Source organism: Sphingopyxis sp., from assembly GCF_965279755.1.
GTDB lineage: Bacteria > Pseudomonadota > Alphaproteobacteria > Sphingomonadales > Sphingomonadaceae > Sphingopyxis.
In genome coordinates, this window is sequence record NZ_OZ257261.1 from 2,487,273 (window position 1) to 2,512,656 (window position 25,384).

22 protein-coding genes are annotated in these 25,384 nt (G+C 61.8%); 8 read left to right on the plus strand and 14 right to left on the minus strand.

What is annotated here, in order from left to right; genetic code table 11:
- Window positions 1-131: 131 nt before the first annotated feature.
- On the plus strand, window positions 132-758 hold the full coding sequence (locus tag ACQY80_RS12235; protein ID WP_428679914.1) for a TetR/AcrR family transcriptional regulator: 627 nt from the start codon (window positions 132-134) through the stop codon (window positions 756-758).
- Between the two features lie 33 nt (window positions 759-791).
- Here the strand turns inward: ACQY80_RS12235 and ACQY80_RS12240 are convergent, their stop codons facing one another.
- The 8 genes from ACQY80_RS12240 to ACQY80_RS12275 form a co-directional block, all read right to left on the minus strand.
- On the minus strand, window positions 792-3,287 hold the full coding sequence (locus tag ACQY80_RS12240; RefSeq protein ID WP_428679917.1) for a hypothetical protein: 2,496 nt from the start codon (window positions 3,285-3,287) through the stop codon (window positions 792-794).
- 127 nt (window positions 3,288-3,414) lie between these two features.
- Window positions 3,415-3,888: a hypothetical protein gene (locus ACQY80_RS12245; RefSeq protein ID WP_428679920.1), complete on the minus strand. Its 474-nt coding sequence runs from the start codon at window positions 3,886-3,888 to the stop codon at window positions 3,415-3,417.
- Between the two features lie 236 nt (window positions 3,889-4,124).
- Complete coding sequence (locus tag ACQY80_RS12250; protein ID WP_428679923.1) at window positions 4,125-7,163, minus strand: TonB-dependent receptor; 3,039 nt, start codon at window positions 7,161-7,163, stop codon at window positions 4,125-4,127.
- Window positions 7,164-7,455: 292 nt separating this feature from the next.
- Window positions 7,456-7,794, minus strand: coding sequence for a hypothetical protein (locus ACQY80_RS12255; RefSeq protein ID WP_428679926.1), 339 nt, complete (start codon window positions 7,792-7,794; stop codon window positions 7,456-7,458).
- A gap of 46 nt (window positions 7,795-7,840) precedes the next feature.
- The gene (locus ACQY80_RS12260; protein WP_428679929.1) at window positions 7,841-8,659 is read right to left on the minus strand and encodes a hypothetical protein; all 819 of its coding nucleotides are present in this window, start codon (window positions 8,657-8,659) and stop codon (window positions 7,841-7,843) included.
- A 70-nt stretch (window positions 8,660-8,729) separates the two neighbouring features.
- Entirely contained in the window at window positions 8,730-11,075 is a 2,346-nt protein-coding gene (locus ACQY80_RS12265) for a hypothetical protein (protein WP_428679931.1), read from the minus strand.
- 135 nt (window positions 11,076-11,210) lie between these two features.
- Complete coding sequence (locus ACQY80_RS12270) at window positions 11,211-11,957, minus strand: fimbrial biogenesis chaperone (protein WP_093509555.1); 747 nt, start codon at window positions 11,955-11,957, stop codon at window positions 11,211-11,213.
- A 72-nt stretch (window positions 11,958-12,029) separates the two neighbouring features.
- Entirely contained in the window at window positions 12,030-12,584 is a 555-nt protein-coding gene (locus ACQY80_RS12275; protein ID WP_428679934.1) for a hypothetical protein, read from the minus strand.
- 554 nt (window positions 12,585-13,138) lie between these two features.
- Between ACQY80_RS12275 and ACQY80_RS12280 the strand changes: the two genes are divergently transcribed.
- Window positions 13,139-13,477, plus strand: coding sequence for a response regulator transcription factor (locus tag ACQY80_RS12280; protein WP_093509553.1), 339 nt, complete (start codon window positions 13,139-13,141; stop codon window positions 13,475-13,477).
- A 794-nt stretch (window positions 13,478-14,271) separates the two neighbouring features.
- Here ACQY80_RS12280 and ACQY80_RS12285 read toward each other — a convergent pair.
- On the minus strand, window positions 14,272-15,063 hold the full coding sequence (locus ACQY80_RS12285; RefSeq protein ID WP_428679937.1) for a GNAT family N-acetyltransferase: 792 nt from the start codon (window positions 15,061-15,063) through the stop codon (window positions 14,272-14,274).
- Between the two features lie 419 nt (window positions 15,064-15,482).
- Here ACQY80_RS12285 and ACQY80_RS12290 point away from each other — a divergent pair, with 419 nt between their 5' ends.
- Window positions 15,483-16,082 carry a hypothetical protein gene (locus ACQY80_RS12290; protein WP_428679940.1) on the plus strand — a complete coding sequence of 200 codons (600 nt, stop codon included), beginning with the start codon at window positions 15,483-15,485 and terminating at the stop codon, window positions 16,080-16,082.
- A gap of 113 nt (window positions 16,083-16,195) precedes the next feature.
- On the opposite strand, the gene ACQY80_RS12295 is transcribed toward ACQY80_RS12290, so the two are convergent.
- Window positions 16,196-16,567 carry a hypothetical protein gene (locus ACQY80_RS12295; protein ID WP_428679943.1) on the minus strand — a complete coding sequence of 124 codons (372 nt, stop codon included), beginning with the start codon at window positions 16,565-16,567 and terminating at the stop codon, window positions 16,196-16,198.
- A gap of 409 nt (window positions 16,568-16,976) precedes the next feature.
- Entirely contained in the window at window positions 16,977-17,423 is a 447-nt protein-coding gene (locus ACQY80_RS12300; RefSeq protein ID WP_428679946.1) for a carboxymuconolactone decarboxylase family protein, read from the minus strand.
- 306 nt (window positions 17,424-17,729) lie between these two features.
- Here ACQY80_RS12300 and ACQY80_RS12305 point away from each other — a divergent pair, with 306 nt between their 5' ends.
- Window positions 17,730-18,242, plus strand: a complete 513-nt coding sequence (locus tag ACQY80_RS12305) for a hypothetical protein (RefSeq protein WP_428679949.1) — start codon at window positions 17,730-17,732, stop codon at window positions 18,240-18,242.
- A gap of 321 nt (window positions 18,243-18,563) precedes the next feature.
- Here ACQY80_RS12305 and ACQY80_RS12310 read toward each other — a convergent pair whose 3' ends face one another.
- Together ACQY80_RS12310 and ACQY80_RS12315 are read right to left on the minus strand one after the other, a co-directional pair.
- Window positions 18,564-18,854 carry a DUF5818 domain-containing protein gene (locus ACQY80_RS12310; protein ID WP_428679952.1) on the minus strand — a complete coding sequence of 97 codons (291 nt, stop codon included), beginning with the start codon at window positions 18,852-18,854 and terminating at the stop codon, window positions 18,564-18,566.
- 74 nt (window positions 18,855-18,928) lie between these two features.
- Window positions 18,929-19,591 (minus strand): thermonuclease family protein, encoded by a 663-nt coding sequence (locus ACQY80_RS12315; protein ID WP_428679955.1) that lies wholly within the window; start codon window positions 19,589-19,591, stop codon window positions 18,929-18,931.
- 438 nt (window positions 19,592-20,029) lie between these two features.
- Here ACQY80_RS12315 and ACQY80_RS12320 point away from each other — a divergent pair, with 438 nt between their 5' ends.
- The 4 genes from ACQY80_RS12320 (at window position 20,030) to ACQY80_RS12335 (ending at window position 21,897) form a co-directional block, all read left to right on the plus strand.
- On the plus strand, window positions 20,030-20,353 hold the full coding sequence (locus ACQY80_RS12320) for a DUF736 domain-containing protein (RefSeq protein ID WP_428679958.1): 324 nt from the start codon (window positions 20,030-20,032) through the stop codon (window positions 20,351-20,353).
- A gap of 89 nt (window positions 20,354-20,442) precedes the next feature.
- Window positions 20,443-21,372: a HEPN domain-containing protein gene (locus tag ACQY80_RS12325; protein ID WP_428679961.1), complete on the plus strand. Its 930-nt coding sequence runs from the start codon at window positions 20,443-20,445 to the stop codon at window positions 21,370-21,372.
- A 1-nt stretch (window position 21,373) separates the two neighbouring features.
- Window positions 21,374-21,538 carry a hypothetical protein gene (locus ACQY80_RS12330; protein WP_428679964.1) on the plus strand — a complete coding sequence of 55 codons (165 nt, stop codon included), beginning with the start codon at window positions 21,374-21,376 and terminating at the stop codon, window positions 21,536-21,538.
- A gap of 83 nt (window positions 21,539-21,621) precedes the next feature.
- On the plus strand, window positions 21,622-21,897 hold the full coding sequence (locus tag ACQY80_RS12335; protein WP_428679967.1) for an HU family DNA-binding protein: 276 nt from the start codon (window positions 21,622-21,624) through the stop codon (window positions 21,895-21,897).
- 282 nt (window positions 21,898-22,179) lie between these two features.
- On the opposite strand, the gene ACQY80_RS12340 is transcribed toward ACQY80_RS12335, so the two are convergent.
- Window positions 22,180-25,383 carry an error-prone DNA polymerase gene (locus tag ACQY80_RS12340; RefSeq protein ID WP_428679970.1) on the minus strand — a complete coding sequence of 1,068 codons (3,204 nt, stop codon included), beginning with the start codon at window positions 25,381-25,383 and terminating at the stop codon, window positions 22,180-22,182.
- Between the last annotated feature and the right edge of the window lies 1 nt (window position 25,384).

Sequence of the window (25,384 nt, forward strand, 5' to 3'; positions counted from 1 at the left end):
CCGATGGCGGAAAGGTGCTGGCATGCGCGTCGGGACCGCATGCACAGATCATTGTGACATCGACGCGCTTTGCGCTAAGGACATTGGGAATTACGGCCCCAGGTGGGGGGCGGCCGCAAGGAACCAGAAAGATGTACAGCAAACCGCCACCGCGCCAGAAACGGCGCAAGCGGCTCGGACCCGAGGTTCGCGAAGAAGGACTGGCCGCCGCGCGCAAGCTGCTCCTGAAAGGCGGTCCCGCCGCGGTAACGCTCGCCAATATCGGCGACGAAATCGGCATGTCGCACGCCAACGTTCTCCATCACTTTGGCTCGGCCGCCAGCCTTCAGTCGGCGCTGATGGGGTCGATGGTCAACGATCTTACCGTTGCCCTGGACCATGTGGTCGAGATGCTGAAGACTGACGCGGCCGCGCCGCGCGTTATTGCGGACCGGGTCTTCGACGCGTTCGACAAGGGCGGGGCGGGGCCGCTGGCCGCGTGGATCATCCTGTCAGGCGACGTCGAGCACCTCGAACCGGTCCGGGCGGCGGTTCGCTCGCTCGTCGATGCGATCGTCGGCCAATCGGGCGACGAGGGCGCGCCGGGGCGTGTGCGCCAGGCGGTGCTGATGATGGCCGTGACGGCGTTCGGCGACGCAGTGATCGGACCTTATGTGCGCGACATGCTCGATCAGAAGGACGATGCGATGCGCGACCTCGTCGCGCGCATTCTGCCCTTGTTCCTCATCCCGTCAGGCTTGCCGCCCGCGGCGGCCTGACCAGCGTTTGCTGTCGGGAGCGATCGCGCCCGGCTAAAATTGTTTGCGCACGCTCAGGCGCACCGTCCGGCCGAGCGGGTCGATCTCGTCGCGGGAGAAGCCGCCCGGGGTAGTGCCACCGGCGATCGATATCTTGCGGTAGCCGTTCAACAGATTGCGGATATCGAGCGATATTCTGAGGCCGCCGTACCACGGCTTCTTCGTCGCATCGGTTTCGGCGGGTTCGACGAACGCGCTGAAGCCGAGGGTCATCGAGGGCTCGTACCGGAATTTCGCCGAGCCGCTTGCCGAGCTGACGCTTGCGCCGCCGCTCCAGCTCCCGTCGAGGGTCGCACCGAAACCCGGCCGACCCGCGACGAGATTGAACGCCAGGATGTGACGCGGCTGGCCACTTCCTCTAAGGCGATCGATAACGGGCAGTCCGGGGCGAATCTCCATGTCGCTTCGGAGCTGCCAGCCATGGTTTACGGTGAAGCTGAGCGTCCACGGACGGGACGTTGCGGCGGCGTCGGGCGCCGCGAACGTCGGGCGTATCCGAAGAGTCAGGCCAGTGGCGAGCGTTTCCACGCGGTCGCGCGAAATGTTCACAGGCCGGGCATCGAACGCAGTGAGACGGCCGCTCGTGTCGCGGACGACGCGGTCCGGAAACGCGGCCTCGACATCGGGGGTGAGCGCCGGGAAGGAAGCGATCGCGCCTTTCGCGTGCTGCCGGCGGTAGCCGAGCGTGAGCGTCGCTATATCGCCGGGCAAGGGGCGGAGCATCGCGTTCAGCGACAGTGTCTCGATTCGCCCGCTCGCAAGGTCCGGATTGCCCCCGAACAGACCGGTCGGTTGCGCATATTCCTGGCGCGCGAAATCGAACATCCGGCTGACAATCTCGATCCGGGGACCATAGAGCTGGTCGAACGTCGGCGCGATACGCTCACTCCCAACGTTCGCGCGCAGGTCGAAAGCCGCGATAGGACTCCAGTGAACACCGAAATTCCACTTTCGCCGCATACTCGTCCGGGTGGCCGTTCCTGCCTCGGCGGTGATATCGACCTCAAGGTCGCCGATCGGCTCGAGCGCTCCACGTCCGCGGCTGGCAACCGGCAGCAAAAGCGACCAGCGCGCGTCGGCGCGCGCGCTCGAAGAGCGTTCGCGCGCTTCGCTGCCGCTATCCCCGGTCGTGAACCAGGCGTCGTTGCGGCTCGCCTCGAGCGTGACGCTCATTGCTGCGGGGCCCGCAGGCAGTTCGAAAATCTGCCTGGTGCCGTTGACGCTTAATCCCATCGTCTCGTTTCGAAACCGGCTGCGGTCCGTGACGGGCTGCGTCCCCGGCCAATCGCCATAAGGGTCGAAAGCCGGATCGTCGGCGTCCACGCGCGCCTGCGCGGCGCTCACGTCGAACCCGCGATCATAGGCATTGGCACCGGTGCTACGCGAATAGAGGAACGAGACGTTGGTCTGCCATCCCGCGACAGCACCCGAAAGCGCCGCCGAGGCCCCCAGGGCATTGGAGCGCTGCCGGCTCTCGAGTGCGCGGATGCCCAACAATCGGCCGACGGCGACGGCCTGCGCGCCCGCATCGGTCCACCGGCTGCCCGGCGGCAAGATGATCGACCCGGCGGGTAGCCCTATGAGTTGCTTCCCGTCTCCGAACGACGCATTGAGGCCGAACGAAGCAGAGAACCGGCCGATCGGGCGGCTTACTCCGGCGTTGATATTAAGGGCACGCGCGGCCCCCACGACGGTCTCGAAGCGTTGGGGATCGAGACCTGCGCGGGAGGCAGGGGAAAGGCTGGCAACAAGCGCAAGCACGTCGTCGCGTACGGGGAGACGCCGCGCGCTCCTGCGAAGCGCGCTATCCTCCGACAGCGACGCCTGGACGGTCCAACGGGTGTCCCCGTCAATGGCGGTCCTGCCGAGCGCGGTCTGTGCCGCCCGCCTTCCGCCGGCGGTGGGGACCGTCAACCCGATATCGGTATCCCAGCTTGCATACCGGGGTTTCAGTTCGAGATTGACCACGCGCTTTCCCGACGAGAAGCCGAATTGGGCAGATGCCTCCGGGGGCAGTACCGCGACGCGCTCGAGCGCTTCTGGCGGATAATCCTTGATCTCGTTGACGCTGCCGATCCGCTTGCCGTTGACGAGGAGCTCGGGAGTCTCGCCCTTGCCGCCGATCAGGGGCGCGATATCGCCCAGCAAGGCCCCGATATTCGGCGCTCCATATGCGGCGATCTCGTCCTCGCGAAGCTCGGTTTCCGCAGCAATGGCGGCTTCTCCCCGACGCCGGCCGATGACGATAATCTGGTCCGTCGAAGAGGGCGAGGAGGGCTCCGCTGACGGCTGGGCGGGTGCCGGCTGCGGTGAAAGAGAGGCTGTTGCGGGCGGCATGGGCGAGGCTTCCGACGCACGCGCGCCGCTGGCGCCGGCGAGGAGGCTGATCGTGGCGGCGAGCCCGAAAATCGCGGCGGGCCCGGCAAGCGCCTCACCGCTCCGGTCAGGCGGGGGTTGGTGGGAAGGGGCTGAGGCAACGCCGGGCTTCAACGGCGGGCTCCGGTCCGCTTGTGCGTGAAATACGTCATCCTCGCCCCGGAACGGAAAAATGGGCGCGCGGGGTCCGCGCGCCCGAGGCTGTGGGTCCGCTGCCTATGCCATCGGCAGCGGGGAGGGATCAGCTGATATCGATCGCGCCTGCGGGTGCGGTCTTGGCAAGCGTGCCGACGATCGTGCAGGCACCGCCGCTCGTAACCTGCGGGATCGAGGTGTTGATCACCAGCGCATCGTTGGTCGAATCATTGAAGTTCGCCGTCACGTTACCGGCGCAGTTGCCGGGCGTGATGCTGGTGTTCACGAAGACGTTGTTGAGCGTCACCGTCTCGGGCGGGCCAGCGCTCCAGGTCACGGTATAGGGCGAGCCGGTGAAGGAAACGGTGAGGCAGCGGATGTCGCCGAGACCGAGCGATGCGGACGCAGTGGCGCTCGTCGCGGTCACATTGGCGGTGACCGTGAGACGGCACGTAAGAAGCGGGCCGCTGCCCTTCTGCACCTGGACGTTACCCGACCACGTCCAGGTTCCGGGCGCCGGCGAATAGGTCTGCGCGCTCGCGGGCTGGGTTCCGAGCAGGGCGAGGGAGCTCGCGACCATTAATGCAAATTTCTTCATCATCCATCTCCTAAGCATTTATAATGTTTCGGAATGCTGCACTGTAACGACTCAGTGAAGCAAGGAGATGATAGCTTACATATACATTAATGTCAAATTGAATCGTAATAAATATCAATGATATGAAATTAAAAATGAAGTAAAAATATGTTTATTATTTACCATATTATTAATCTATATTCGGATTTTGGAAGATTCATCTAAACTATCCTAAAATTCTAGAACCTTTTGGCGACACTAAACCCGATTATACGCGGATCGAGAGTGAAAATATTCGCGCTGAGGCCCGTGTCGTCGGCATTGGTGAAGACATCGGTGATCGGAGCATCGTCGAATAGATTTTTCACATAGAGCTGGAAGCTGAGGTCCGAGGCTGGGCGTGTGAGCGTCAGCGCGAGATTTGCGTTGTCCCATCCTCGGATCCGATCGTAGGCGGTGTTGTACACACGTGCATAGCTCTTCGACTGGCGGTAATAGTCGCCACGCAGCGTCAGCTCCCAGTTTCCGCCGTCGAGGAAGACCGTATATTGCGCGCCGATGTTGAAGGTCAGGCGCGGTGAGTTGGGAAGCTCGTTGCCCGACAGGTCCGCGTTGAAGCCGCGCCCCTGGTTGGGGGCACCGCTTCCGCCCTGCGCGATGTCGAGACCGATCTTGCTGGGGTCATAGGCAGCGAAGGGGTCATAGGTGAAACCGTATAGAGCCCAGAAAGGAATACCGCCGGGAACGTCCGGATTGAAACCGCCGAGACGATTGCCGCCCGGACACATTGCGGGCAGAGCGAATTGCTCGAGCCCTGTATTCGCCGCCAGAATGCGCTCGACAAGGACGCGCGGTGCCACGCAGTTGGATGGCGCCTGCAACCAGGGGCGCAGCAGAATCCAGTCTTCGTTGCCCTGCGTGCGGTCCATCACGTCGATCGACTGTTCGCCGTCTTTGAGCCTTGTGCGAAGATAGCCGAGGTTGGCGTCGACCCGGAACGCGCGCGACGGGCGCCAGGCGGCCTCGAGCTCAAGGCCATAGCTCGTCGCGTTGAAATTCTCGTTGAACGCGATGCGATCGACGATCTGCGAAATCTGATAGTCTTTATAGTCATAGTAGAAGGCGGTCGCATTCAGCGTGAAGCGTCCGCCGTCGAAGCTGTTCTTCGTGCCGATCTCGAAAGCGTTCACATATTCGGGTTTGAAGGTCTGCGGCAGCGGCAGATATTGAACGATTTCGGGGTTGATATCGACCCGCGGCGGGTTCGTCCCGCCGCCCTTGTAGCCGCGCGACGCCGAGGCGTAGATGAGCGTGTCGTCGGTGAAGGCGAGTTCGGGCTTCCAGTCGAGTACGACGCGGCCGGTGAACTTGTTCCAGCGCTGATTTATGTCGGGCTGCGCCGGATAGCCGCTGTTTACGCGCCCGCCGGTCGACGAGCCGGGGTTGGGTCCGTCGGTGCCGCCGCCGAGCAGGAGCTGGCTCGGGATCTGGGTCGATGCCTTGCGATCCTGCGTATAGCGCGCACCAACCGTCAGTTTCAGCGTGTCGGAGAATTTCCAGTAAAGCTCGCCGAAGATGGACTTCGATTTGGTACGGATTCCGTTCTGGCTCAGGAAATAATTATGCCCCTGGTTGTCGAGGCTGCCGATCGGATTAGGGTCGATATAGATGCATTCGGCGCTCTCGTCGCCAAGCGGGCAGGAGCGCGGGACGGGAATGCCGCCGGGGCCGCTCGTGCCGTAAAAATATTGTCCGATCAGCGTGAAGAAGTTGTTGAAGACATAATAATCGTCCTTCGATTTGAAATCGAGATAGTTCGCGCCGAGGTTGAAGTTGATCGGGCCGTCCCAGTCGGACTGCAGGCGCAGTTCCTGCATCCACTGGCGGTTGCGCGACTGGCTGATGTCGACAGATAGCAGCCGATCCGAGCAACCGAGCTGCGGATCGCAAAAGAGGCCGCCCGGCGTCGCGCCCGGAAACACCGACGTGTCGATCGGTTCGAAGAAGAAGTCGAGCAGCGGTTGCAGCGAGTCGTTGAAGCCCGGGTTGGCGACGAACCGATTATAGTCCTGCGACGAGTAATAGCGGTCGCGGGCGTAGGCAGTCTGCGACACCAGCTTCAGTCCGTCGGACGGCTCGAATTCCATGTTGAGCTGAAAGACGTCGTTCTTGGCCCGGAAGACGGGATCGTAGCTGGTCGCGATCTCGCGCAGGTTGCGCGACTGGGTGACGCCGGCGAACGGGTCGCCCGGGCGGATCAGGGGCACCGCTTCGAACGTGTTCGGATCCTGGCCGATCGAGATCGCATAAGGGGCCAGATAATAGGAAAGCGAATAACCGTTTGGTGCGCCAAAGGCGGCGTCGTCGTACAGCGATCCCGCGAGGCAACCCTGGCTCATCCGCCCGCGCACGAACGGGTCCGTCACGTCCACGTCGCCGACGCGGCTTGGCCCGGGATCGGTCGTGCACAGCTGCTTGCCGGTCCGCGACCGGTTGTCGTCCTCCTGGAAATGCTGCCAGATCGCGTTGATCTTGAAGCGGTCGCTCGGTTCCCACTGCAGCGACGCCCGCGTCGACCAAAGCTCGCGACCGTTCACCCGGCGATCGGTGAAGCTGTTATAGTCGAAACCATCGCGGCTGGTGAGCGCGCCGGCGATGCGAAATCCGAGCGTGTCCGTGACCGGAACGTTGATCATCGCGTTCGCGCGCATCGACTTGTAGTTCCCGACCTCCACCTTGGCGGCCAGACCGAAGTCCGGCTCGGGCAGCGCGGGTATGATGTTGACGACCCCGCCGGTCGCGTTCCGGCCGTAGAGCGTGCCTTGCGGGCCGCGCAGGACCTCGACCCGCGCCATGTCGAAGAGTTCCGACTCGAAAAGCCGGTTGCGGATCAGCGGCGTGTTGTTGAAGCTCACCGCGACCGCCGGGTCGCTCGATGCCGATATCGCCTTGGTCCCGACCCCGCGGATCGAGAAATTATACATGCTGAAATTGCTCTTCGAGAAGTTTACGTTCGGCACCGCGCGGAGCAGCTCGGAGCCGCTTTCGATCTTGTATTTATCAAGTGCCTCGGCGGAAAAGGCCGAGATAGCGACAGGCACATCCTGGATCTTTTCTTCCCGCTTCTGCGCCGTGACGATGATGATATCGGGGTCAGGGGACTGGTCGGCCTGCGGCTCTTCGCGCGATTGCTGGGCCGCTGCTGGCATTGCGAGTGCGACCCCCATTGCGATCAGACTAATAGTGCGCAACGCGGGCATCGACCGGAAATCTGCCATTTTGTCTCCCCTGAATTGTGCCGGATTGCCGGCCGGAGTTTTCTCCTGCGCCCGAAGCTGATGCATGTTCATTTCATTGTCAATATACATTGAAGCCAATGTTTATATGTCCATTCAGTCTAGGTATTTTAGTTGGTTAGCTAGATCAACGATCAGGCGGTGCGATCTACGAACTGCTCCGGCCCGCAAACAAGCCCCATGCGAAAACAAGAATCCGCAAGGCTAAGGGTTAATCACGGGCACGGCGCGAGCACCGAGGCGTGGCAGGCCGAGGACATCGCGGCGGGGCGTGTCATCGCGCCTGCGCCGACATCTGGTTTGGCCGCGGAAGTTGACCGGAGACACCAACTATTTCTCGGCAGAAATGATTGCCGGCGAAGAAGGAGCGCGACATCGCACCGCTTATTGCGGTGTTCAACAGATCCGCCTGATCGGAAGGGATCTCCGTGCTCGATGGTGTCGGCCAGTAGGATTGTCCGCGAGATAAACCGCTCAGACCTACTCGGCCAACATCCGCTTTTTTCCATTCTGTACTAAAAGCCGCCTGACCGAGAACGGCCATTTCACGAATGTCGACCGCGCTGAACTTTTCGTGGCTTGCAGGCGGCGTATCGATCGGTGGCTGCCGCAACCCCGTTCCTGAACTCGCGTTCCATCCTGCCAGTCCATATGAACCATCATAACGGGCTGAATTCGATCGTGATGAGATCGCTGTATGTCCCGGCCACATGCGCCCCCACTTCGCCCAGGCGCAGATCGAAGGGCAGCGACGATCCCGCAAGGGTGCGCGGCAGATCGAACATGGCGTCATAATGCTGGCGCAAATCGATCTCGATGCCGTTCAGGATGGCATAATAGCCGATCGAATCTGCCGCGGGACTGCCGTTTTCCAGTTTGAGGAAGCCCCGGTTGGCGGAATCGATGGTGAGCCGCGAGATGGTATTGGCGCGGACCTGGAGAAAGACGCGGCGCGCTTCATTCGCCGTCATTTCGCCGAAGTCGACGCGGCTCACCGCGGCCCCCTGGCCGAAAGCGCCCGCCGCGCCGGCAATGTTCATCTGAGCCCGCGGCGGCGAGACAAGCTTAAAAGTCACGGGATTCCCTGCGTGGCTGGACGAAATTGCACCGCTGTCGCGAAGCTCCATTTCGAGCGTCTGGGAATGCTCGCCCGCCTCGGCGACCGCATCGCGAATTGCCACGACCTCGAGTGATAGGCGGTATCGTTTGCCGGGATCCAGTTGAATGCGCCAGATTCCGGGTGTCGCGGTCGCTGCCATCGCGGTGTCGCCGGCGCCGGCATTGAAACGGACCCGCACGCCGGTATCGCCGACTTCGGTTTCGTCGAGTGGCAGACGGTCGGGGCCGAGCAAGGCGATGTCCATCGCGCAGCGCTCGGCCGAGCGGCTCTCGATGCTAAAATTCATTCTTCCCGCCGCCGGGGCGCTTGCGAACGGGTCATAGTCGAGGCGTAGCACCGATGGCTGTTCGACGACCAAAGCGTCGCAAGCTGCGGCAGAATTGGCGGTGCCGGCCGCGGTAATTCCCCATAGGGTGGCGATGGCGAGCCTATGGCGTGTTGAGCGTACCGACATCGATCAATCCTTTGGAGTCTCGGGTGATTTCGAATGTGGCGACGACGGCGCCGCCGACGATCAGTCGATAATGTCCAGGCGCCAGCCGGTCGGCGACGAAGCGGCCGCTGCGGTTGGTGAAGAAAGGCCGCGGCTCGAGCTTCTTGTCGTCCACCGCCTCGACGGTGCCGCCGACGAGCGAAAGCGGGCCTTGCGGCCCGACGAGATACCCGGTCGCGATGCGAGAGGCATCGCTGCCGATCTCGGCGCGGTAACCCGAGCCGAAGCCGGGGAATGTGTTGATGACGCCGCTGCCGATATCATAGCCGACGGGGAGCGGATCGATCTTCACTTCATAGCGGTTGATGCCATAGGCCCGGTTTACGGGAATGACTGCCGGTCCGAACAGGCCCGATCGCGCCACGATCCGGTCGCCCGATTGGATGCGCACCTGGCTTCCTGCCAATGTGTCATGGACCGGCGCGATGATGAAACCGTCGTTCACCGTCCGCCCTAGTCCGATCGCTCCGTCGGCGAAGCCGATAAATCCGCGGAGATTCCAGTCGGAAATGGTCGAACTCGGGCCATCGGGACTGCGCGATTCGATCCGGTTGTGGTTCACAACAAGGTCGAAACGATTGTTTATATAGGCGAGCCGCCCCGCCAAGGCGGTGCCCTCGCGCTCGTCGGTAAAGCGGAGATTACCGCTCAGTTCGTCGAGCCTGCCTTCGGACGACCGGCTGATCTCGACCTCCTTGCGCTGCGTGCTGCTGTCGTAACGCACATCGCCATACCAGCCCGGGCCGAGGCGCACCGAGACGCCGACCGACACGCGCCAATCACCGCCACGATCGTCGTTGATATGCGACGCTGTGCTGTTCACGCTGAACCGCCCGAAAGTGCGTCCGATATTCGCATCGAACCGCTGGATGTCGCGCCCGTCGCCGCGCATCTTCGTATATCCATATCCCAGCCCCATGCTGATCTCGAACGGCGCGCGCCACTGGAGTAGCACCGCCGACTGCCATGCCTGGAGATTGCGGGCTTCGCGCGTGAAGGCGTCCTGGAAATTGGCGCTACGCAGCACCGAAGAGATGTTCAGTCGCAGATCGCGCTCGCGCAGCAACGAGAATTCACCGCGATAGTCGAACGAAAGCGCTGTTCCGAACCCGAAACCGTTGAGGCTCCGGCTCGCCGATGCCTCCACCTGGATGAAGCCGAGCGGCGAGCCCCATAGCGCCGACCCGCCAGCCTGGACCGAGAAACTCGTCGCCTGCGCGTTGACCCCCAACGTCAGAGCATTGGAAATGCCGCGGTAGATATAGCCGGTCGCGGCGGGCGTTCCATAATGTAGCCGCGTGTCACCCTCGCGAAGCCCGATTGCGCCCCCGAATTCCGTGACCCCCGGATTGAGCAGATCGGCGCCGCTGAAGATGTTGAAATCGAGAATCTCGCGGCGTCCGCCGACATCGTCGACGACCAGCCGCACATTGTTGGGTCCTGCGGCGAAGGGAAAGTCCCCGATATCGTAACGGCCCGCCGCGAGCCTCAGTGTCTGGACACGGATATCGTTGACATAGACTTCGACGCTCGACTCGCGATCGAGAACAAAGTCCTGGCGGCCGATCGGACGCACATTCTGAAAGGGGCGTATCGTCGAAAAGGCCCGTTCGACTCCGAAGCCGAGGATGCGGCCCGAGCCCTGAAAAGATGTGCTGCCCGGGGTGAACTCGCCGAGCGTGGCGCGGACCGCGCTATCGTAGAAATCGCGCGTGGCCCGGATCTCGCGGCGCTCCCAAGGATGTTCGCGATTGTTGCCGTCATAACGCATGCCGCCTGTCACGGTAACGCCGTCGAAGCCGCCGATGTTCATGATGCCGTCGACATCGACGCTGAGTGGCTGGAAGCCCTGACCCCCGTCATGGACATAGCGCTGGGTGGCGGAGATATTGGCGCCCACAGCAAAACCCGCGGGCTGATCAAAGGTCTGCGGGACGGGCGCGCCGTCGCGCTCGACCACGCGCACCGCGGTTGCGCTGGTTGCGTCGGTCGGTAAAGTCGCCGTGACGCTCAGGCTCAGCGTATCGAAGGCGATGCTCAGCCCATCGCCGTCGAATGCGGCAAAGGCTACGATATTGCGCCCCGCGATGCGGGCTTCGATCAGGGCCTTGATTTTCGGGGTGATGACCGGACCAAGGAGCTCGAGCAAGCGCTTCGCGTCGATCTCGCCATCGCCCTTGCCGTCAACCGAGATGGAAATGGTGCCGAGGAACTTTCCGTTCAGCGTCAGCGGAACATCGAGCGGAACCCGGGCCGAAGCACCGCCTGCCGGAGCGGGCACTGCGCCCTCTGAGTCTGCGGTAATTGCGGGCGACGCGTCCGAAGGCTGAACGGTTGCAGATGCCGGGCCGGAGACGGCGCCGAGCATCGATCCGCACAGGCAGATTGAAAGGTGTCGCAGCGAGTGCTCCATGCGTCACGGTATTTCCAGCTTGGACGTAATCGTGCCCGTCAGTCCGGGGACATCCTTCGCAGCGACCGACGCCAGCCGGTCCTGGTGCGGCAAGAGCGCCGAAAAATCTCCGAGTTGAACATGGTCGGTATCGAGCTCCACGCTCTTTCCTGCGGCGTCGGTGAAGGTCCAACGCGCCGAGTTGAGCACCGCAATTCCCGTTCCGGGATTGCGGAGCCGCAGCGCCAGCCCACCATCGGCTTTGTGCTCGACGACCTCGACAACGATGTCGGACCGGGCGGACTCCGGCGAGACGATGATATGGCTGAGGAAATTGAAGCTGACCTTCACATCCGCCTGAGCATTGGCGTCGCCCTTCGCGGCGCCGGTGCGAAAATCGATCGGCAATTGCGCCACGCGCACACCATACATCCGCGCCTCGGCGAGGGCGGCATCGCCGATATAGCGTATCTGTACGGTCTGTTCGCGCCCGGGGGGAATGGCCGTCTGCGCGGGATAGACCAGCAGGTCCTTGTCCTCCGGTGCCCGGGTCGGCGTTCCGGCCTCGTCGACACTCGCACGAAAGGGGATCATTTCGAGCATGATCGGCACTTCGCCGGTGTTCTTGATCGACAATGTCAGCCGGGAATCGGGGCCCGAGGGGCGGATCGTCGCGAGCATGGGCTGGATTTGATAGCCCTGCGCCTGCGCCGGCGAGGCGTTGGCGAGAAGCCCGATAGCTGCGGCACAAAGTGAATATGCGATACGCATGAGACATGTCCCCGCCGTCAAAATGCAGCATGGGACCGCCCGTGAAGGCGATCCCATGCATGACCCGTCCGATCAGATGGACGAAGCGGTGAAGCTGAACACCTCGGTATAGGTGCCAGCAGGCGCGGCATCAGCCGGGAACACGTTGGGGGTCGAGAAATCCGGCTGGGTATTGGCGTTCTCGACGTTCACATTGAGCCAGAGCTCGAGCGGAAGGCCGTTGGCGACGCTCTGCGCATAGCCGGCCTGCTGCCGCGTGAAGAGGCCAACGGCTTCGGCATTGCCCGGCGCCGTGTCGGTTTCATTGATCACGAAATTGGCATTGGTGGGCGACTTCAGCGTCATCGCATAGTTGATGCGATTGCCGGCAGCGCTGAGCAAGTCACCGTTCAGCGGATCGGTGACCATCTTCGTTCCCGAAGCGGCATTGCACGAAAGGCGCAGGTTCGCGACCTTCTGGTTGTCGGTGAAGGCGATCGAGGCGGTGCCGCTCGAGACATTGGTGAGATTGACGTTGCAATAGGGGGCAACGACGCCCTGCACACTGAGTGTTTCCGCCATAGCGGGGGCGGCGTTGAAGCCGACCAATGCGATAGCTGCGGAAGCGAGGAATATTGAATTGCGCATGAATAATTCCCTTGATTTTAAGTGGTTACCGGGGATTTCCGGCTTCGTATGCCCGATGATCGAGCAAAGGAATTCGATCCATTGGTGAATCGAAATCGAAAATTCATAGCAACTTCAAAATAGTGAAAAGTGTTTTTACAATATCACTCAATAATCCTGATCTATATAAATTAATATAGATAGGACTTTGGAATTGTTGTGAATGCCCGATGAGATTTTTATGTCACCATATCATTCATGTTACAACTCAGGCTAATACGTCTGTATTTTTACCTATGTGCATTTCTGGTCTAGCCCGTACTCTAGGGGTACGAGATTTCGGATCGCTTGGGCCGTCATTCTCAGGATGGGGCAGCAGGCAATCTATTTCAGACAAGCTATTGCAAGCATGGGAGGCTTAATTCGTTGAATGAATCTTAATCAAAGGCTAAGAGGGCCGGTCGACGAACTCCGAGTCGCAGTCGAACAAGGGAAATCGCAATTCCCGCACGTGGGCCTGCCCAGGATCGCAAATTTGCTGAAGACCCAGCAAGAGCGATCCCCGGAGGGAAATCATGCCTTATATATTGATGCAGCCTATGACGGCGCGGGAGCTCGAAGTGCTGACGCTCGTTGCTTCGGGTGCCTCCGCGAAGGAGATCGGTCGAGAGCTCGAGATCAATTCGCGTACCGTCGAGTCCCATATCAGCCACCTCAAACTGAAAACCCGTTCGCGCAATCGCGCCCACCTTGTGGCGATGGCGCTGGAAGAAGGGCTCATCGACAACCCATGCCATGTCACTTTGGGAGTTGTCGCTAGCATAGCGCCGGTCGAAACGAAGCCTCGAAAGGGCGGCAGGAGTGCCTTGGCAGACGGAAGTGTCGCCATTTCGCGAGGTATCTCCGAACAATAAAGTCTTTGCTTATAAGAGGTCTTCCATGCTCTCAGGGCAACCGGCAGTCACGCTGACGGTTGAGTTCGAGTTATAGAGGACCAGAACACAGCGCGGCCCTGCACGCCGTCAATTGCCGGATCACTCGCGAACGATGCTGATAGGTATTGTAGCGCTTCCCAACACACCCATTCGCAAAATCGCTGGCGAGAGCTTCTGTCAGCTGATCTATCTCGTCAGCCAGCTGCTCAGGGCCTGTGACGACCACAGAAGACGGGTGTCGTAGTGGAGCAAACTCGGGGAAACGACCGCCTTCATTGTCCCAATTCTCGACAGCTGATTGTCGCTCCATCTCCGGCTTTGAAAGAACTCTTCGAACTTGGCGAACGGAAGCGAAGGAGGAAAGCGCGGTCTTCGAAAAAGTCGATACCTTTGGCATGGCGCAGCTCCACAAAATGAGCGGGAGCTTCGACGCATCTCTCAGTCGCATCGGCGCTCAGAACTGAGGGATGCGATCAGTGCTATCTGGTGCGGCATGCGGAAAAATACTAGGTCTGACCCCCAATAATCACGGAAGTTTGCCGTTTTTGCTTTGCAGGGGCGGGAGTTCGACAGAAGGCCCTTTCTCGCTGCCCCTAACTGATGAGGTGCCGTCGGCTTTGGGGGTTTCCAGAAGAAAAAGCAGACTGGCTGTTATCGGCCAGGTCCGGCAGTTGATTGCGCTGGCGGGATCGCGATAGCTCCCACGGCCGAAGTGGGTGGTCCGGTGACCGTCCGCTCTGGAACGAATGTGGGAGGTCGCGGACAATGGCGAACTAGGGCTGCCGCTTCACTGTCTGACGAACCCAACATCGGCTCAGCATGACAGGTCGAAACCCAAGCTTGGCATAGAGATGCCGAGCCTGCTCGCCAACAAGTGCGCCGAGGAATATGAAGTCGCAGCCCTGCGCGACCAACTGGCCCGAGAAATGCGCGATCAAGGCTGAGGCGATCCCGCGTCGCCGATAGGTCGGGAGCGTGAATAAATCCTCGATCATTCCGGGGCCTGATGGCGCGGCGGCGCAGGCCCCATAAGCAACGGGGATGCCATCGATGCGTGCGAGGTGGAAACGATAAGGCCCATCCTTGGCGCGATATCCCGCAACGATCCCATCGGTTACATCTGCAGAGAGGATCGTCCCACCCGTACGCGCACCTTCCTCATGATCGCGGCGAACCAATGTCGCCAGCGCCCGCCAGTCCCCATCGGTTTCGATTGGGATGATGTCGCTGCCCGGAACGGCTTGGAGTGTACGGTCCAGAACCATCTGGATGACCGCCGGTTGTTCGATATAGCCATCGAGTGCCAAACGGGCGGAGAAAGCTTCGGGCGTGAACGGGTCGGTATGGACGACGCGCCATGGCGCGTGTGCGAGGTGTTCGTCCATGCTCGCGATTAGCGCCTCGATTTCTTCAGGCTGCTCGGCCGTCACGGCGTCAGCATGGTTCGCGTCCCACACCGTCGGGTGAGCCACGTTCGCAACGATCCGTCCATAAGGGGTCGCAATGACGTTATGGCCCAGCCCCCGTTGCCAACGATAGGCTTCGATGAGCCTTCTCATGTCCATGGGCATCTCCCGCACATCACGTCGTCTGCAAACGAAGGGCAGCATATAGATGATGGTGCGTTCAGCGGCAGTGGTAATATTCGGTCGGTATCCGTCGTGGCGGCGCCGCGAGGCGTACGTCCGCTTCCTGAGTTTCCCACCTAAAAGCTGACAGGCCGCAAACGGCCATTTTCCGGCGCTCGGTAAGTCTCGCTCGTTCGCGCGGTCAGAACTGGACTGGGAGGCGGTCGGTCGGTTTTTCCAAACATCAGAATGTGAAAGCTGTCTAATACTCGGAAGGGCGTGCCCTTTCGGAGTCCGATCAGGATGGTGCCGCGCAAGTTGACGACAAACCGGCAAGACCGTATCTTTTTTCGATGGTTATGCGGAAGATCAAAGCCTCCCCAAATCTGAGAAGGCGATTGCGGCGGGCATTCACGATGGCAGCGTCCGTTGCCATCCTGCTTGTCGTGGGCGCGATATCTCCGGCTGCGGCGCAAAAATCGCCCGAGACGATCCGGCTCGCCCCTCAGTCAAAGGAAGGCGCGGTACTGCTGCGCGTCGATACAATATCGGCCGACTATCAATTATGGCTGCAGAAATCGGGCTCGTCGGGTTTCGGATCGCGCGTCTATGTACTCAAGGTCGAGCCCGGCGCGGCGCAGGAAATTTATGTCGCCCGCACGCTCAAGCCGGGGCGGTATCGCCTGGCCAGCATCTGGCAGCAAAAAAGATGGGGCCTGCTGTTCCCGGTCGAGACGGTCGAGTTCGACATTCAGGCAGGAACGATCACCTATCTGGGGAAACTCGACACATCGACGCTGCTGCGGACCCTCCAGGCCCAAGCCGTCGCGGCGGGCGAAACCGTCTCCATGGCGCCCGGATCGGGCTTCAGCACCGACAAGCACGGCCTCCGCCCGACGTTCGAAGCCCGCGATGACGCAGGACTCGCTGAAGCCCGCGCGTTCGCGGCGCGAACGATGCAGGCGGGCAACGAGATGGTCCGGCTGGGCGAGCTCCACACGGCCGCCGCAAACTAGCGGCGGCGGGTCCCGGACAGCTCTACGATTGCATTGACGCCCGGAACGGTCGGCTGACTGGCTGCAAGCGGCCAACTCTGGAGCAGGACCTATACCGATCTTCCGGCTTAAAATTATTCGGAGGCGCGTTCCATCCAGATCACTTGGGGCGCCTGTTTCTTTCTGTTCTGGTCGATGACGCTCACGGCGTCAAAAATGCGCGTCATCTGTTTGTGGTCCGCCCCGCCAACCTGTTCGCCCTCCATCCAGCGCGTTTGCCGGACGTCGAAACTGCAACGCCAGGACCACTGGTGCGCCTTCAAGGCCTGGCAAACGACGTTGCTGACGGCAAAGCGCGTGCTGGGCCGCAGCTGCCGCCCGTCATGGTCGACACACCCGTCTACTGTCGCGGTACAATATTCCTTCCGGAGCAGGAGCCATTCGATGACGGCCGCGTCCGGCGCACTGATCGACGCAGCGCTCAGGAGCATCAGCGCCGAAATCATGACGGCCGAGCTGCCAAAAGCGCTTCCATCGACTTAGCATGCACCGCGTCTCGGCTCGTCAGTTTTGAAAATGCGTGACCCATTATCCCTTGCGCTCGCTGATATCTTGATATCGCATTCGGCGCCGTTCATCAGCACAAGTCAATACCATCGCGTGAAAGCCGGAAGCCCTTCGACCTGTGATTTAACGTCAGCTCTTCTCGGTTCTCCTCTTGAAGCGGTCAGTCCGCAAGCGGCCCCCAGGGACTTTTTGCAGAAAAAGCACGCCCGCCCGATCGAAATCGGACGGGCGTAAGATGAAGAGCCGTGTTTCCTGAAAGGAAGAGCCCTCCTGGGTCGCATGGCGCGGTTAGCCTCGCTGGTAGACCTGTTATTGTACTGCGACGCCAAAAAGAGCAGCTCTCACGCCTCAGGGCTTGGCCGCAACCGGAAGGCGGAATGGTGCGCCGAGCCTGTTGAAGGCGTTCATCGCCGCAATCGCGATCGTCAGGTCCACGAGGTCTTTTGGCTCGAATGCCTCGGCTGCTGCTGCATAGGCCTCGTCGGACGCATGGGTCTCGCTGACGCGCGTGACTTCCTCCGCCCAAGCCAAAGCCGCGCGATATTGGTCTGGAAACAGATGCGGGACTTCATGCCACACCGGAAGCAGCGCGACCTTGTCGATCGACATGGTCTTGAGCAGGTCCCGGGTATGCAGATCGATGCAGTGCGCGCATCCGTTGATCTGGGAGACCCGGAGGAAGACGAGGTGGATCAGTTCCTCAGGGAGAGCTGTGCTGTTGGTGACATAATGGTGCACGCCGTACAGCGCCTTCGCTCCGGCGGGAGCGACTTCGGACCAATTCAACCGGTTCATCTGATCTTCCTTTCTTCCTAAGCCAAAATCGGCGTCACCATGCCTGACGAGCGGGATCCCTCCGCTGTGACATCCCGCGCAAATTAAAATGCCGGTTCGACCGGATGTTGGCGATAGGGATCGGAAGAAAGGTCCGAGATCAAACTAGCGCAGTGTACCGTTCAGGCCGCGCCAAGAAAGGAGGGGCCGCGGCATTGTCGTACCGCGACGGAATGTCCGCTTATCTGGAATCTAAGTTGAAAGCCGCCTGACCCCAATCGGCCAGATTCGGCTGCAACTTTAGCGGGCCAGCTCCACGATGGTCGAATGGCCGATATGGGGAGGGTTGCAGAACGGAAGCATTTGGCCCAGCCTCGAGAAATGCGATTGCTATCCTGCCTATTCTTGCTGTCGGTGAGCTCATTAGCAGCAGCTTCTATGCCCGTGAGCAAAAACTACGGCTCATGGCTTGTAACCAGCGTATCAAGTGTGGATGGTGCTAATGGCGGCGATGCTTCCGTGATATTGGCTCAGGGTGATGAGCACAATGACTTGGAGGTTCGCTGGAACGAAGGCAGCGCCTCAGTCAACGTGTCGATGTATATCGACAAGTGCATGGGAGAGGAGAGCTTTGAAGCATCCTATTCCATGGAAACAGATAAATGGCTGCAGATGTCGGATAAGGAAGTTCAGACGCGGCTGCGCGCGAACATTCTTGCCTGGTTGGATCGGGCCAACCGAACTTGTGCATCACCCCCGGCATTCAAATTGAACGCTTTGGAGGCGGCCGCCACAGATTTCACCACTCGATTGCGAGGCTTCGCAGGATATTCTGACTGAAGCTCGCTGAACGGTTGGTTTGAGCAGTCCTCGACCGTGCAGAATGTTCGGAATGGTTGGATTTCGGTCGCGGCCAAGCTGCGCGCCTCTAACGTCCGCTTTTCTCAAAATCACCCCCTAAGCTGCCCGACCGCAATCGGCCAGAATTGACCAATATGATACGACTGAATGTGGGTGGCGGGGTGATGCCAAGCGTAAATTTATCGCTTTCCTACAATATTCAGCGATGCCATTCGGGAGCGTATGCAAAAGCGCGAACCGAAATGGCGCGACCGAGCGCTCGCTGTCGAATTCTGGATCGCGACGGTTCTCGTCGGCGGCTCATTCCTCGTCGGCGCCTGGCAAGCTCTCGAATATCTGTTCTAGCGGCGCGTGCAACGCGCCGGTGGCGAGCGGTGAAGGAGCGATAACCTCGGGGGCGACGCCGTCGACATCGACCAAGTCTTCACTCACCACGATACCCGTGATGCGTACACGCTTTTCAATCTGGTCGACCGGAACGCGGTGCAAATCGAGACGCCACCGGCCGCCAAGGTCACGGCGAAGCGTGAAACCGCCCGCGTCGCGGATTAAGGTTCCCGTCTCTTCGATTCTCGTCCCGATCGTCGCCATGGCTTCCAACTACGAAACGTACCAGGATTGCGCCAGAAACTTTGGCTGACCTCTTTTTGACCCAGCCTGGTCGATCAGCGCCGCCGGAATGGTTCGCAAGCCACGCCGTCGCCGTCGCCATCCATCTCTGGCCGATATCCGGGCTGACCGCGGTATAACGGCGCGGCTCCCGAAGCCCACGCTGCATTGCAATTGCGGTAATAGACGCTGGACGGCGCCGGCGATGCGAGAGGCCGACGACTGACCGGTGCCTGCGGCTTGGGCCGATGGGTCCTGGGATTGGCGGCCCGATAGTCCGCAGGTTGCTGAAAGTCGGAAGCCCAGATGCCCAGTTTGAGTGCCTTGGCTCGCGCTTCTGCGCCGAGATAGCGATCACTAAACTGTGGCAGTGCGACCGCAAGGCCCGCTTCGACCATCGCTTGGCCCAGATCCACGTGCCGCGCGGTGCAGCTAGCGACGATCCTGTCATATTGATCGACATCATGTTGCTCGCACCGCAATTCGGCGCCATTTAACATCTGTGCCAATTTCGCCGCCGCTTCTTTCCCGCATGCCCAGCTTTGACCCTGACGCGAACATATCTGGTCAAGCTCGGGGGCATCGATTCCGTGCAAGCGGACGGCGATCCCTGCCATGTCGAGGGAGTCGCCGTCCTTTGCACGGCCGGAGCCACTAATGTCCTGCGCGGATGCGGAAAGCGGGGTCAGCGCCAGTGCGATTACAAGAAGCCATTTCATCCGAAGGAATCTAGCGCGGCTAGTTTACCAATTTCTTGAACATCCTCGAGCGATTGAGCCGAACGCCGAAAAAAAGACGCCCGCCCGATCGAAACCTGGCGGGCGTCAGATGAAGATCTCTGTTTCCTGAAAGGAAGAGCTCTCCTGGGTCGCAGGGGGCGGATAGCTTGCTGCGCTGATCGATAATTGTACCGCTGCGCCAAAAGATCGCTCCCTCGTGTCGAAGGGCGCAGTTCTTGCACGGCAGGACTCTTCAGGCCCCGCTCCGACGGGCCATTCCGATCCCCGCTCCGCTGTAGTCGGCGCGCCACCGCGCGCAACGGCTCGCGCCGTCCTTCGCTTCGCTGCGGCCCTGCGGGTGCGCCCGCCGGCCACCGCGCCGCCTGACTGGCGCGCGAGGCTCGGGAATGGCCCGGCCACGAAGCGAGGAGAAGAGTGATGGCTGCGATCGGAATTGTCACCGGCACGATCGAGACAGGTTTCAACGGACAGCTGCGGACTTTGTCGATCCGTGCGGCAATCGAAATTCGCTGCAATCGAAACAAGTCGGCCGATGTTCAGCCCGACTATCGGATTTTTTCCGACGGTGCCGAGATCGGCGCAGGCTGGATCCGCTGCAGCGAGCTTTCCGGCAAGACCTATGTGTCGCTGAGCTTCGCCGCGCCCGAATTCGGGCCGCGCCGCCTCTACGCGAACCTCGGCCGTGCGGCAGGTCAGGACGACGATAATTGCTATGCAATCCTCTGGAATCCCATGGACTGACCCAGTGTCTTGCCCGATCGGCTCCTTCGCATCCGGATTGGCGACAATCGGGGTGCAAGGGGGCCGACACCTTGTTAGGATGACCCGCAATGCGTAGCAGTCTCGATCATCTCCCGGCCCAGAAACAGCGCGAACTCGAACGCGTCGTCCAGGTCATCTTCGAGGAATTCGATGATGCGCTGGCGCTCGCCACCCAGGACTGGAAGCGCAAAGGCCGCATTTCGAAGATCATTCTCTATGGCAGCTATGCTCGCGGCGGCTGGGTCGACGAGCCGCATACCGCCAAGGGTTATCAGTCGGACTATGACCTTCTCATCATCGTCAACGACAAGCGCCTGACCGACCGCATCGAATATTGGTCGAAGCTCGACGATCATCTGATGCGCGAGTTCGGCATCTCGAAGGCGATCCGGACTCCGGTGAACTTCATTGTTCATAGCGTCGACGAGGTGAACGCCGGACTGGCACATGGTCGCTATTTCTTCATGGATATCGCGCGTGACGGGATCGCGCTTTATCAGAGTGTCGATGACGAACTGCCGGAGCCGCAGCCTAAGACGCCTCATGCCGCGCTAGAGATGGCGCTAGAATATTTTGATGAATGGCTTCCGGCTGCGCAGGGTATGCAAGAAACAGCAGATTTCAGCTTGCAGAATGGTCGCCTAAAGGACGCGGCATTTCTGACGCATCAAGCAGCCGAACGCTACTATCATTGCGTGCTGCTAGTATGCCGCTTCTACACCCCGCACATTCATAATCTCGCTTTCCTGCGCACACAGGCCGAGAATGTCGATCCGCGCCTGTTCGACGCGTGGCCGCGCGGCGAGAAGCGCGAGCGCGCGATGTTCGAGAAGCTGAAGGAAGCCTATGTGAAGGCGCGCTACTCGAAACATTATCGCATCTCGGAAGAAGAGCTGACCTGGCTCGGCGAGCGCGTCTCGGCGCTGGCCGGCATCGTCGAGTCGATCTGCCGCGAACGGATCGCGCAGCTTGAAGACACCGCGCGGGCTGCGGGCTGAGATGGAAGGGACGCCGACCGCCGCCGACCTTTTCGCCGCGCTTCGCGTGCTTGTGGCGATCGACGAGGAGCGGGGCCTTTTTGACCGCGAGGCGCCCGAGGGCGGCTACCGGTCCGAAGCGCTCGAGCGCGCGCTCGACGTCGTGCGGGCGGCGATCGCCGAATAGCATCGGGATATGGCGAACGCTTGGAGCGCCGCCTATAGCGGCGGCCCGTTCGGGATCGGCCCGGATGCTATTGGAGATTTTATATGAACCACGCCGAACTTTCGGACAGCGTTGCCGCTGCGCTCGGTCTTTCGAAGGCTGAAGGCAAGAAAGCTGTCGACGCCGTGTTTGCCGCGATTGTCGATGCCGCCGCCAAGGGCGACGAAGTGTCGGTGAACGGCTTCGGCAAGTTCAAGATCAAGGAATCGGCCGCTCGCGAAGGCCGCAATCCGTCGACCGGTGCCACGATCCAGATCGCGGCCTCGAAGAAACTGGGCTTCGGCGCCGCCAAGGCCGTCAAGGATCGCCTGAACGGTTGAGAGCTCACTCCCCGCCGGCGCGCCGGCGGGGAACAGTGCGCGGCATCTGATGGGCGCGCTCTGGCGGCGGCAGGCGCCGCCAGGGGTCGCGTGCCTTGTCCGGGCCGCGCAAGCGCACTTGGCTCGCTTTCCTTGCGGCGCGGCGGCTAAGCACAGGCCCGCGCGCACGCCGCGCCGCTGCGGGCTCGCCAAGAGCGCGTTTGTCTGGCCCTGCGGGCCGGGCGGCTTTGTGGCTCATCAGGTTTCGCTGGTTGAGATACGTGTCTCGCGCGAGCCAGCCCGTCACTGGAAATTGCGGCTGCGCTGGCGAAGCGGCTCGCGGCTGTCGGGGCCGCCGCCATTGCTGGCGCCGTCGCCGCGGCCGGGCGCGACGGCAAAGCCCGTCCGCCCGATGCGGCCGAGCATGTCGTCCTGATTGATGATGCGGTCGGCGATGACATGGATGATCTCGCCCTCCTTTTGTACCCGGCCGCGCATCGCGATCATCGAGGCGGCCATGATCGGGCGGCGGTAGATCTCGAAGCGGTCAGGCCAGAGGATGCCGTTGGCGATCCCGGTCTCGTCCTCGATCGTCACGAACAGCACCCCCTTGGCGCTGCCCGGGCGCTGGCGGACGAGAATGATGCCCGCCACTTCGATATTCTTGCCATTCGGGATGCGCTGGAGGTCGGCGCAGCGGACGATGCCCATCGCGTCGAGCTCGTCGCGCAGGAAGCTGAGCGGGTGTGCGCGCAGGCTGAGCTGCGTCGCGCGATAGTCTTCGACGACCTCGCGTCCTTCGGTCATCGCCCTCAGCATCGTCGGGGGTTCGATGCCCTCCGGGCTGAAGCGCGCTTCGCGCTCGTCGGCGGCCTGAAAGAGGGGAAGCGGGGCTTCGCCGAGGCCTTTTGTCTTCCAGAGCCCCTGCCGCCGGCTCTCGCCGATCGGGTGGAAGGCGTCGGCCTCGGCCAATCGCTCGATCGCCGCGCGCGGCACCCCGGCGCGGCGCCAGACGTCCTCGACTGCGTCATAGGGCAGGTCGCCGCGCGCGCCGACGATCGCGGCGCCATGGACGTTTGCGAGCCCGCGGACCTGGCGAAAGCCTAGCCTGACCGCGAGATATTTTCCGTGCGTGGCCTCCAGCGTGCAGTCCCAGTGGCTGTGGTTGATCGAGACCGGGCGGACATCGACGCCATGGTTGCGGGCATCGCGGACGATCTGCGCGGGCGCGTAGAAGCCCATCGGCTGGGCGTTGAGCAGCGCCGCGCAGAAGACGTCGGGGTGATGATGCTTCATCCAACAGCTCGCATAGGCGATCTTGGCGAAGGAGGCGGCGTGGCTCTCGGGAAAGCCGTAGCTGCCGAAGCCCTCGATCTGCTTGAACGTCCGCTCGGCGAAATCCTTGGGGTAACCGCGCTCGACCATGCCGCCGACGAGCTTGTCGTAGAAATGGCTGACCCCGCCGGTGAGCTTGAAGGTCGCCATCGCGCGGCGGAGCTGGTCGGCCTCGGCGGGCGTGAAGCCCGCGCCGACGATCGCGACCTTCATCGCCTGCTCCTGGAACAGCGGCACGCCGAGCGTCTTCTCGAGCACGGCGCGCAGCTCGGGCTTGGGATATTCGGGCTTCTCCTTGCCTTCGCGCCGCCGCAGATAGGGATGCACCATGTCGCCCTGGATCGGGCCGGGGCGCACGATCGCGACCTCGATCACCAGATCGTAGAAGCATTTGGGCTTGATGCGCGGCAGCATCGACATCTGCGCGCGGCTCTCGATCTGGAAGACGCCCAAGGTGTCGGCCTTCTGGATCATGCCATAGACCGCGGGATCGTCGTCCTGCAGGTCGGCCATGCCGACAGCGACGCCCTTATGCTCGGCGAGCAGGTTGAAGGCGCGGTTCATGCAGCCGAGCATGCCGAGACCGAGCACATCGACCTTCATGAACTTGAGGACATCGATATCGTCCTTGTCCCATTCGATGATCTGCCGGTCTTCCATGCGCGCGGGCTCGATCGGGACGAGGTCGTCGAGCCGCTCCTCGGTCAGTACGAAGCCGCCCGGATGCTGCGAGAGATGCCGCGGCGTCCCAATGAGTTGGCGGGCGAGGTCGAGAGTGAGTCTGAGCCGGTGATCCTGCGCGTTGAGGTTCAGCTTCTCGATCTCTTCGTCGCTGATCCCGTCAACCGACCAGCCCCAGACGAGACCGGTGAGCATCTTGGTGAGGTCGCGCGGCAGCCCGAGCGCCTTGCCGACCTCGGCGACCGCGCCGCGCGTCCGGTAGCGAGTGACCACGGCGGTGAGCGCGCTGCGATGGCGGCCGTAGGTCTCGTAGATCCACTGGATGATTTCCTCGCGCCGCTCATGCTCGAAGTCGACGTCGATATCGGGCGGCTCCTTGCGCTCGCCGCTCACGAAGCGCTCGAACAGCAGTTCATGCTTGATCGGGTCGATCGAGGTGATGCCAAGCATGTAGCAGACGCAGCTATTGGCCGCCGAGCCGCGCCCCTGGCAGAGGATGCCGCGCCGCCGGCTCTCGGCGACGATCGCATGGACGGTGAGAAAATAGGGTGCGTAACCAAGCTGATCGATGAGCCTCAGTTCATGGTCGATCTGATGGCGATAGGGCGCGGGCAGGCCGCCCGGGAACATTGCCTTGGCGGCGTCTTCGGTGAGCTGCGCGAGCGCCTCCTGTGCGCTGCGGCCCTCCATCACCTGCTCATAGGGATATTGGTAGCGGATCTCGGCGAGATCGAAGCGGCAGGCGTCCGCAATATCGGCGCTGGCCGCGATCGCATCGGGGAAGAGCGCGAAGCGCCGCTCCATCTCATGCGGCGACTTGAGGCAGCGATCCATGAAACGCTCGCGCCGGAAGCCGAGAGCGTCGATCGTCACCTTCTCGCGGATCGCGGTGACGACGTCCTGCAGCGGCCGCCGCTCGGGCGCATGATAGAGGATGTCGCCGGTCGCGACGCTGCGGACGCGCTCTGCGCGGGCGAGCGTGTCGAGCGCGCGCAGCCGCTCGGCATCGCCGGGGCGGCGGCGGAGCGAGAGCGCCATATGGGCGTCCTGACCGAAGACATCGCGCAGCTCGGCGAGGTTGAGCCTTGTCGTATCGCCCGGCTGATCGGGGAGAAGGATCGCGATCTGCCCCTCGGCATGGGCGGCGACGTCGGGCCAGTCGAGCCAGCAATTGCCTTTGCCGCCGCGCGCCTTGCCGAGGGTGAGAAGCCGCGTCAGCCGAGACCAGGCGGGGCGGTCCTTCGGATAGAGAAGCAGCGACCGCCCATCGCGGAGGTCAAGGCGCGAACCGGCGATCATCCGCGTGCCCGTCGCCTCCTGGCCGCTGAGGCCGCGCACCACGCCCGCGACGCTGCCGCGATCGGCAAGCCCGAGCGCCTTATGTCCCTGGAGCGCGGCGGCCGCGAACAGCTCCTCGGGCGCGGACGCGCCGCGCAGGAAGGAGAAATGGCTCGTGACCTGCAGTTCCACATATTGTGTCTCGCGGGGCATG

Coding starts and splice junctions, on each gene's coding strand:
- ACQY80_RS12290 (WP_428679940.1), top strand. CDS start 15,483: ATGGCAGCGTCCGTTGCCATCCTGCTTGTCGTGGGCGCGATATCTCCG.
- ACQY80_RS12285 (WP_428679937.1), bottom strand. CDS start 15,063: ATGGACATGAGAAGGCTCATCGAAGCCTATCGTTGGCAACGGGGGCTG.
- ACQY80_RS12305 (WP_428679949.1), top strand. CDS start 17,730: ATGGCCGATATGGGGAGGGTTGCAGAACGGAAGCATTTGGCCCAGCCT.
- ACQY80_RS12280 (WP_093509553.1), top strand. CDS start 13,139: ATGCCTTATATATTGATGCAGCCTATGACGGCGCGGGAGCTCGAAGTG.
- ACQY80_RS12250 (WP_428679923.1), bottom strand. CDS start 7,163: ATGGCAGATTTCCGGTCGATGCCCGCGTTGCGCACTATTAGTCTGATC.
- ACQY80_RS12270 (WP_093509555.1), bottom strand. CDS start 11,957: ATGCGTATCGCATATTCACTTTGTGCCGCAGCTATCGGGCTTCTCGCC.
- ACQY80_RS12330 (WP_428679964.1), top strand. CDS start 21,374: ATGGAAGGGACGCCGACCGCCGCCGACCTTTTCGCCGCGCTTCGCGTG.
- ACQY80_RS12235 (WP_428679914.1), top strand. CDS start 132: ATGTACAGCAAACCGCCACCGCGCCAGAAACGGCGCAAGCGGCTCGGA.
- ACQY80_RS12300 (WP_428679946.1), bottom strand. CDS start 17,423: ATGAACCGGTTGAATTGGTCCGAAGTCGCTCCCGCCGGAGCGAAGGCG.
- ACQY80_RS12245 (WP_428679920.1), bottom strand. CDS start 3,888: ATGGTCGCGAGCTCCCTCGCCCTGCTCGGAACCCAGCCCGCGAGCGCG.
- ACQY80_RS12275 (WP_428679934.1), bottom strand. CDS start 12,584: ATGCGCAATTCAATATTCCTCGCTTCCGCAGCTATCGCATTGGTCGGC.
- ACQY80_RS12310 (WP_428679952.1), bottom strand. CDS start 18,854: ATGGCGACGATCGGGACGAGAATCGAAGAGACGGGAACCTTAATCCGC.
- ACQY80_RS12315 (WP_428679955.1), bottom strand. CDS start 19,591: ATGAAATGGCTTCTTGTAATCGCACTGGCGCTGACCCCGCTTTCCGCA.
- ACQY80_RS12340 (WP_428679970.1), bottom strand. CDS start 25,383: ATGCCCCGCGAGACACAATATGTGGAACTGCAGGTCACGAGCCATTTC.
- ACQY80_RS12295 (WP_428679943.1), bottom strand. CDS start 16,567: ATGATTTCGGCGCTGATGCTCCTGAGCGCTGCGTCGATCAGTGCGCCG.
- ACQY80_RS12325 (WP_428679961.1), top strand. CDS start 20,443: ATGCGTAGCAGTCTCGATCATCTCCCGGCCCAGAAACAGCGCGAACTC.
- ACQY80_RS12320 (WP_428679958.1), top strand. CDS start 20,030: ATGGCTGCGATCGGAATTGTCACCGGCACGATCGAGACAGGTTTCAAC.
- ACQY80_RS12335 (WP_428679967.1), top strand. CDS start 21,622: ATGAACCACGCCGAACTTTCGGACAGCGTTGCCGCTGCGCTCGGTCTT.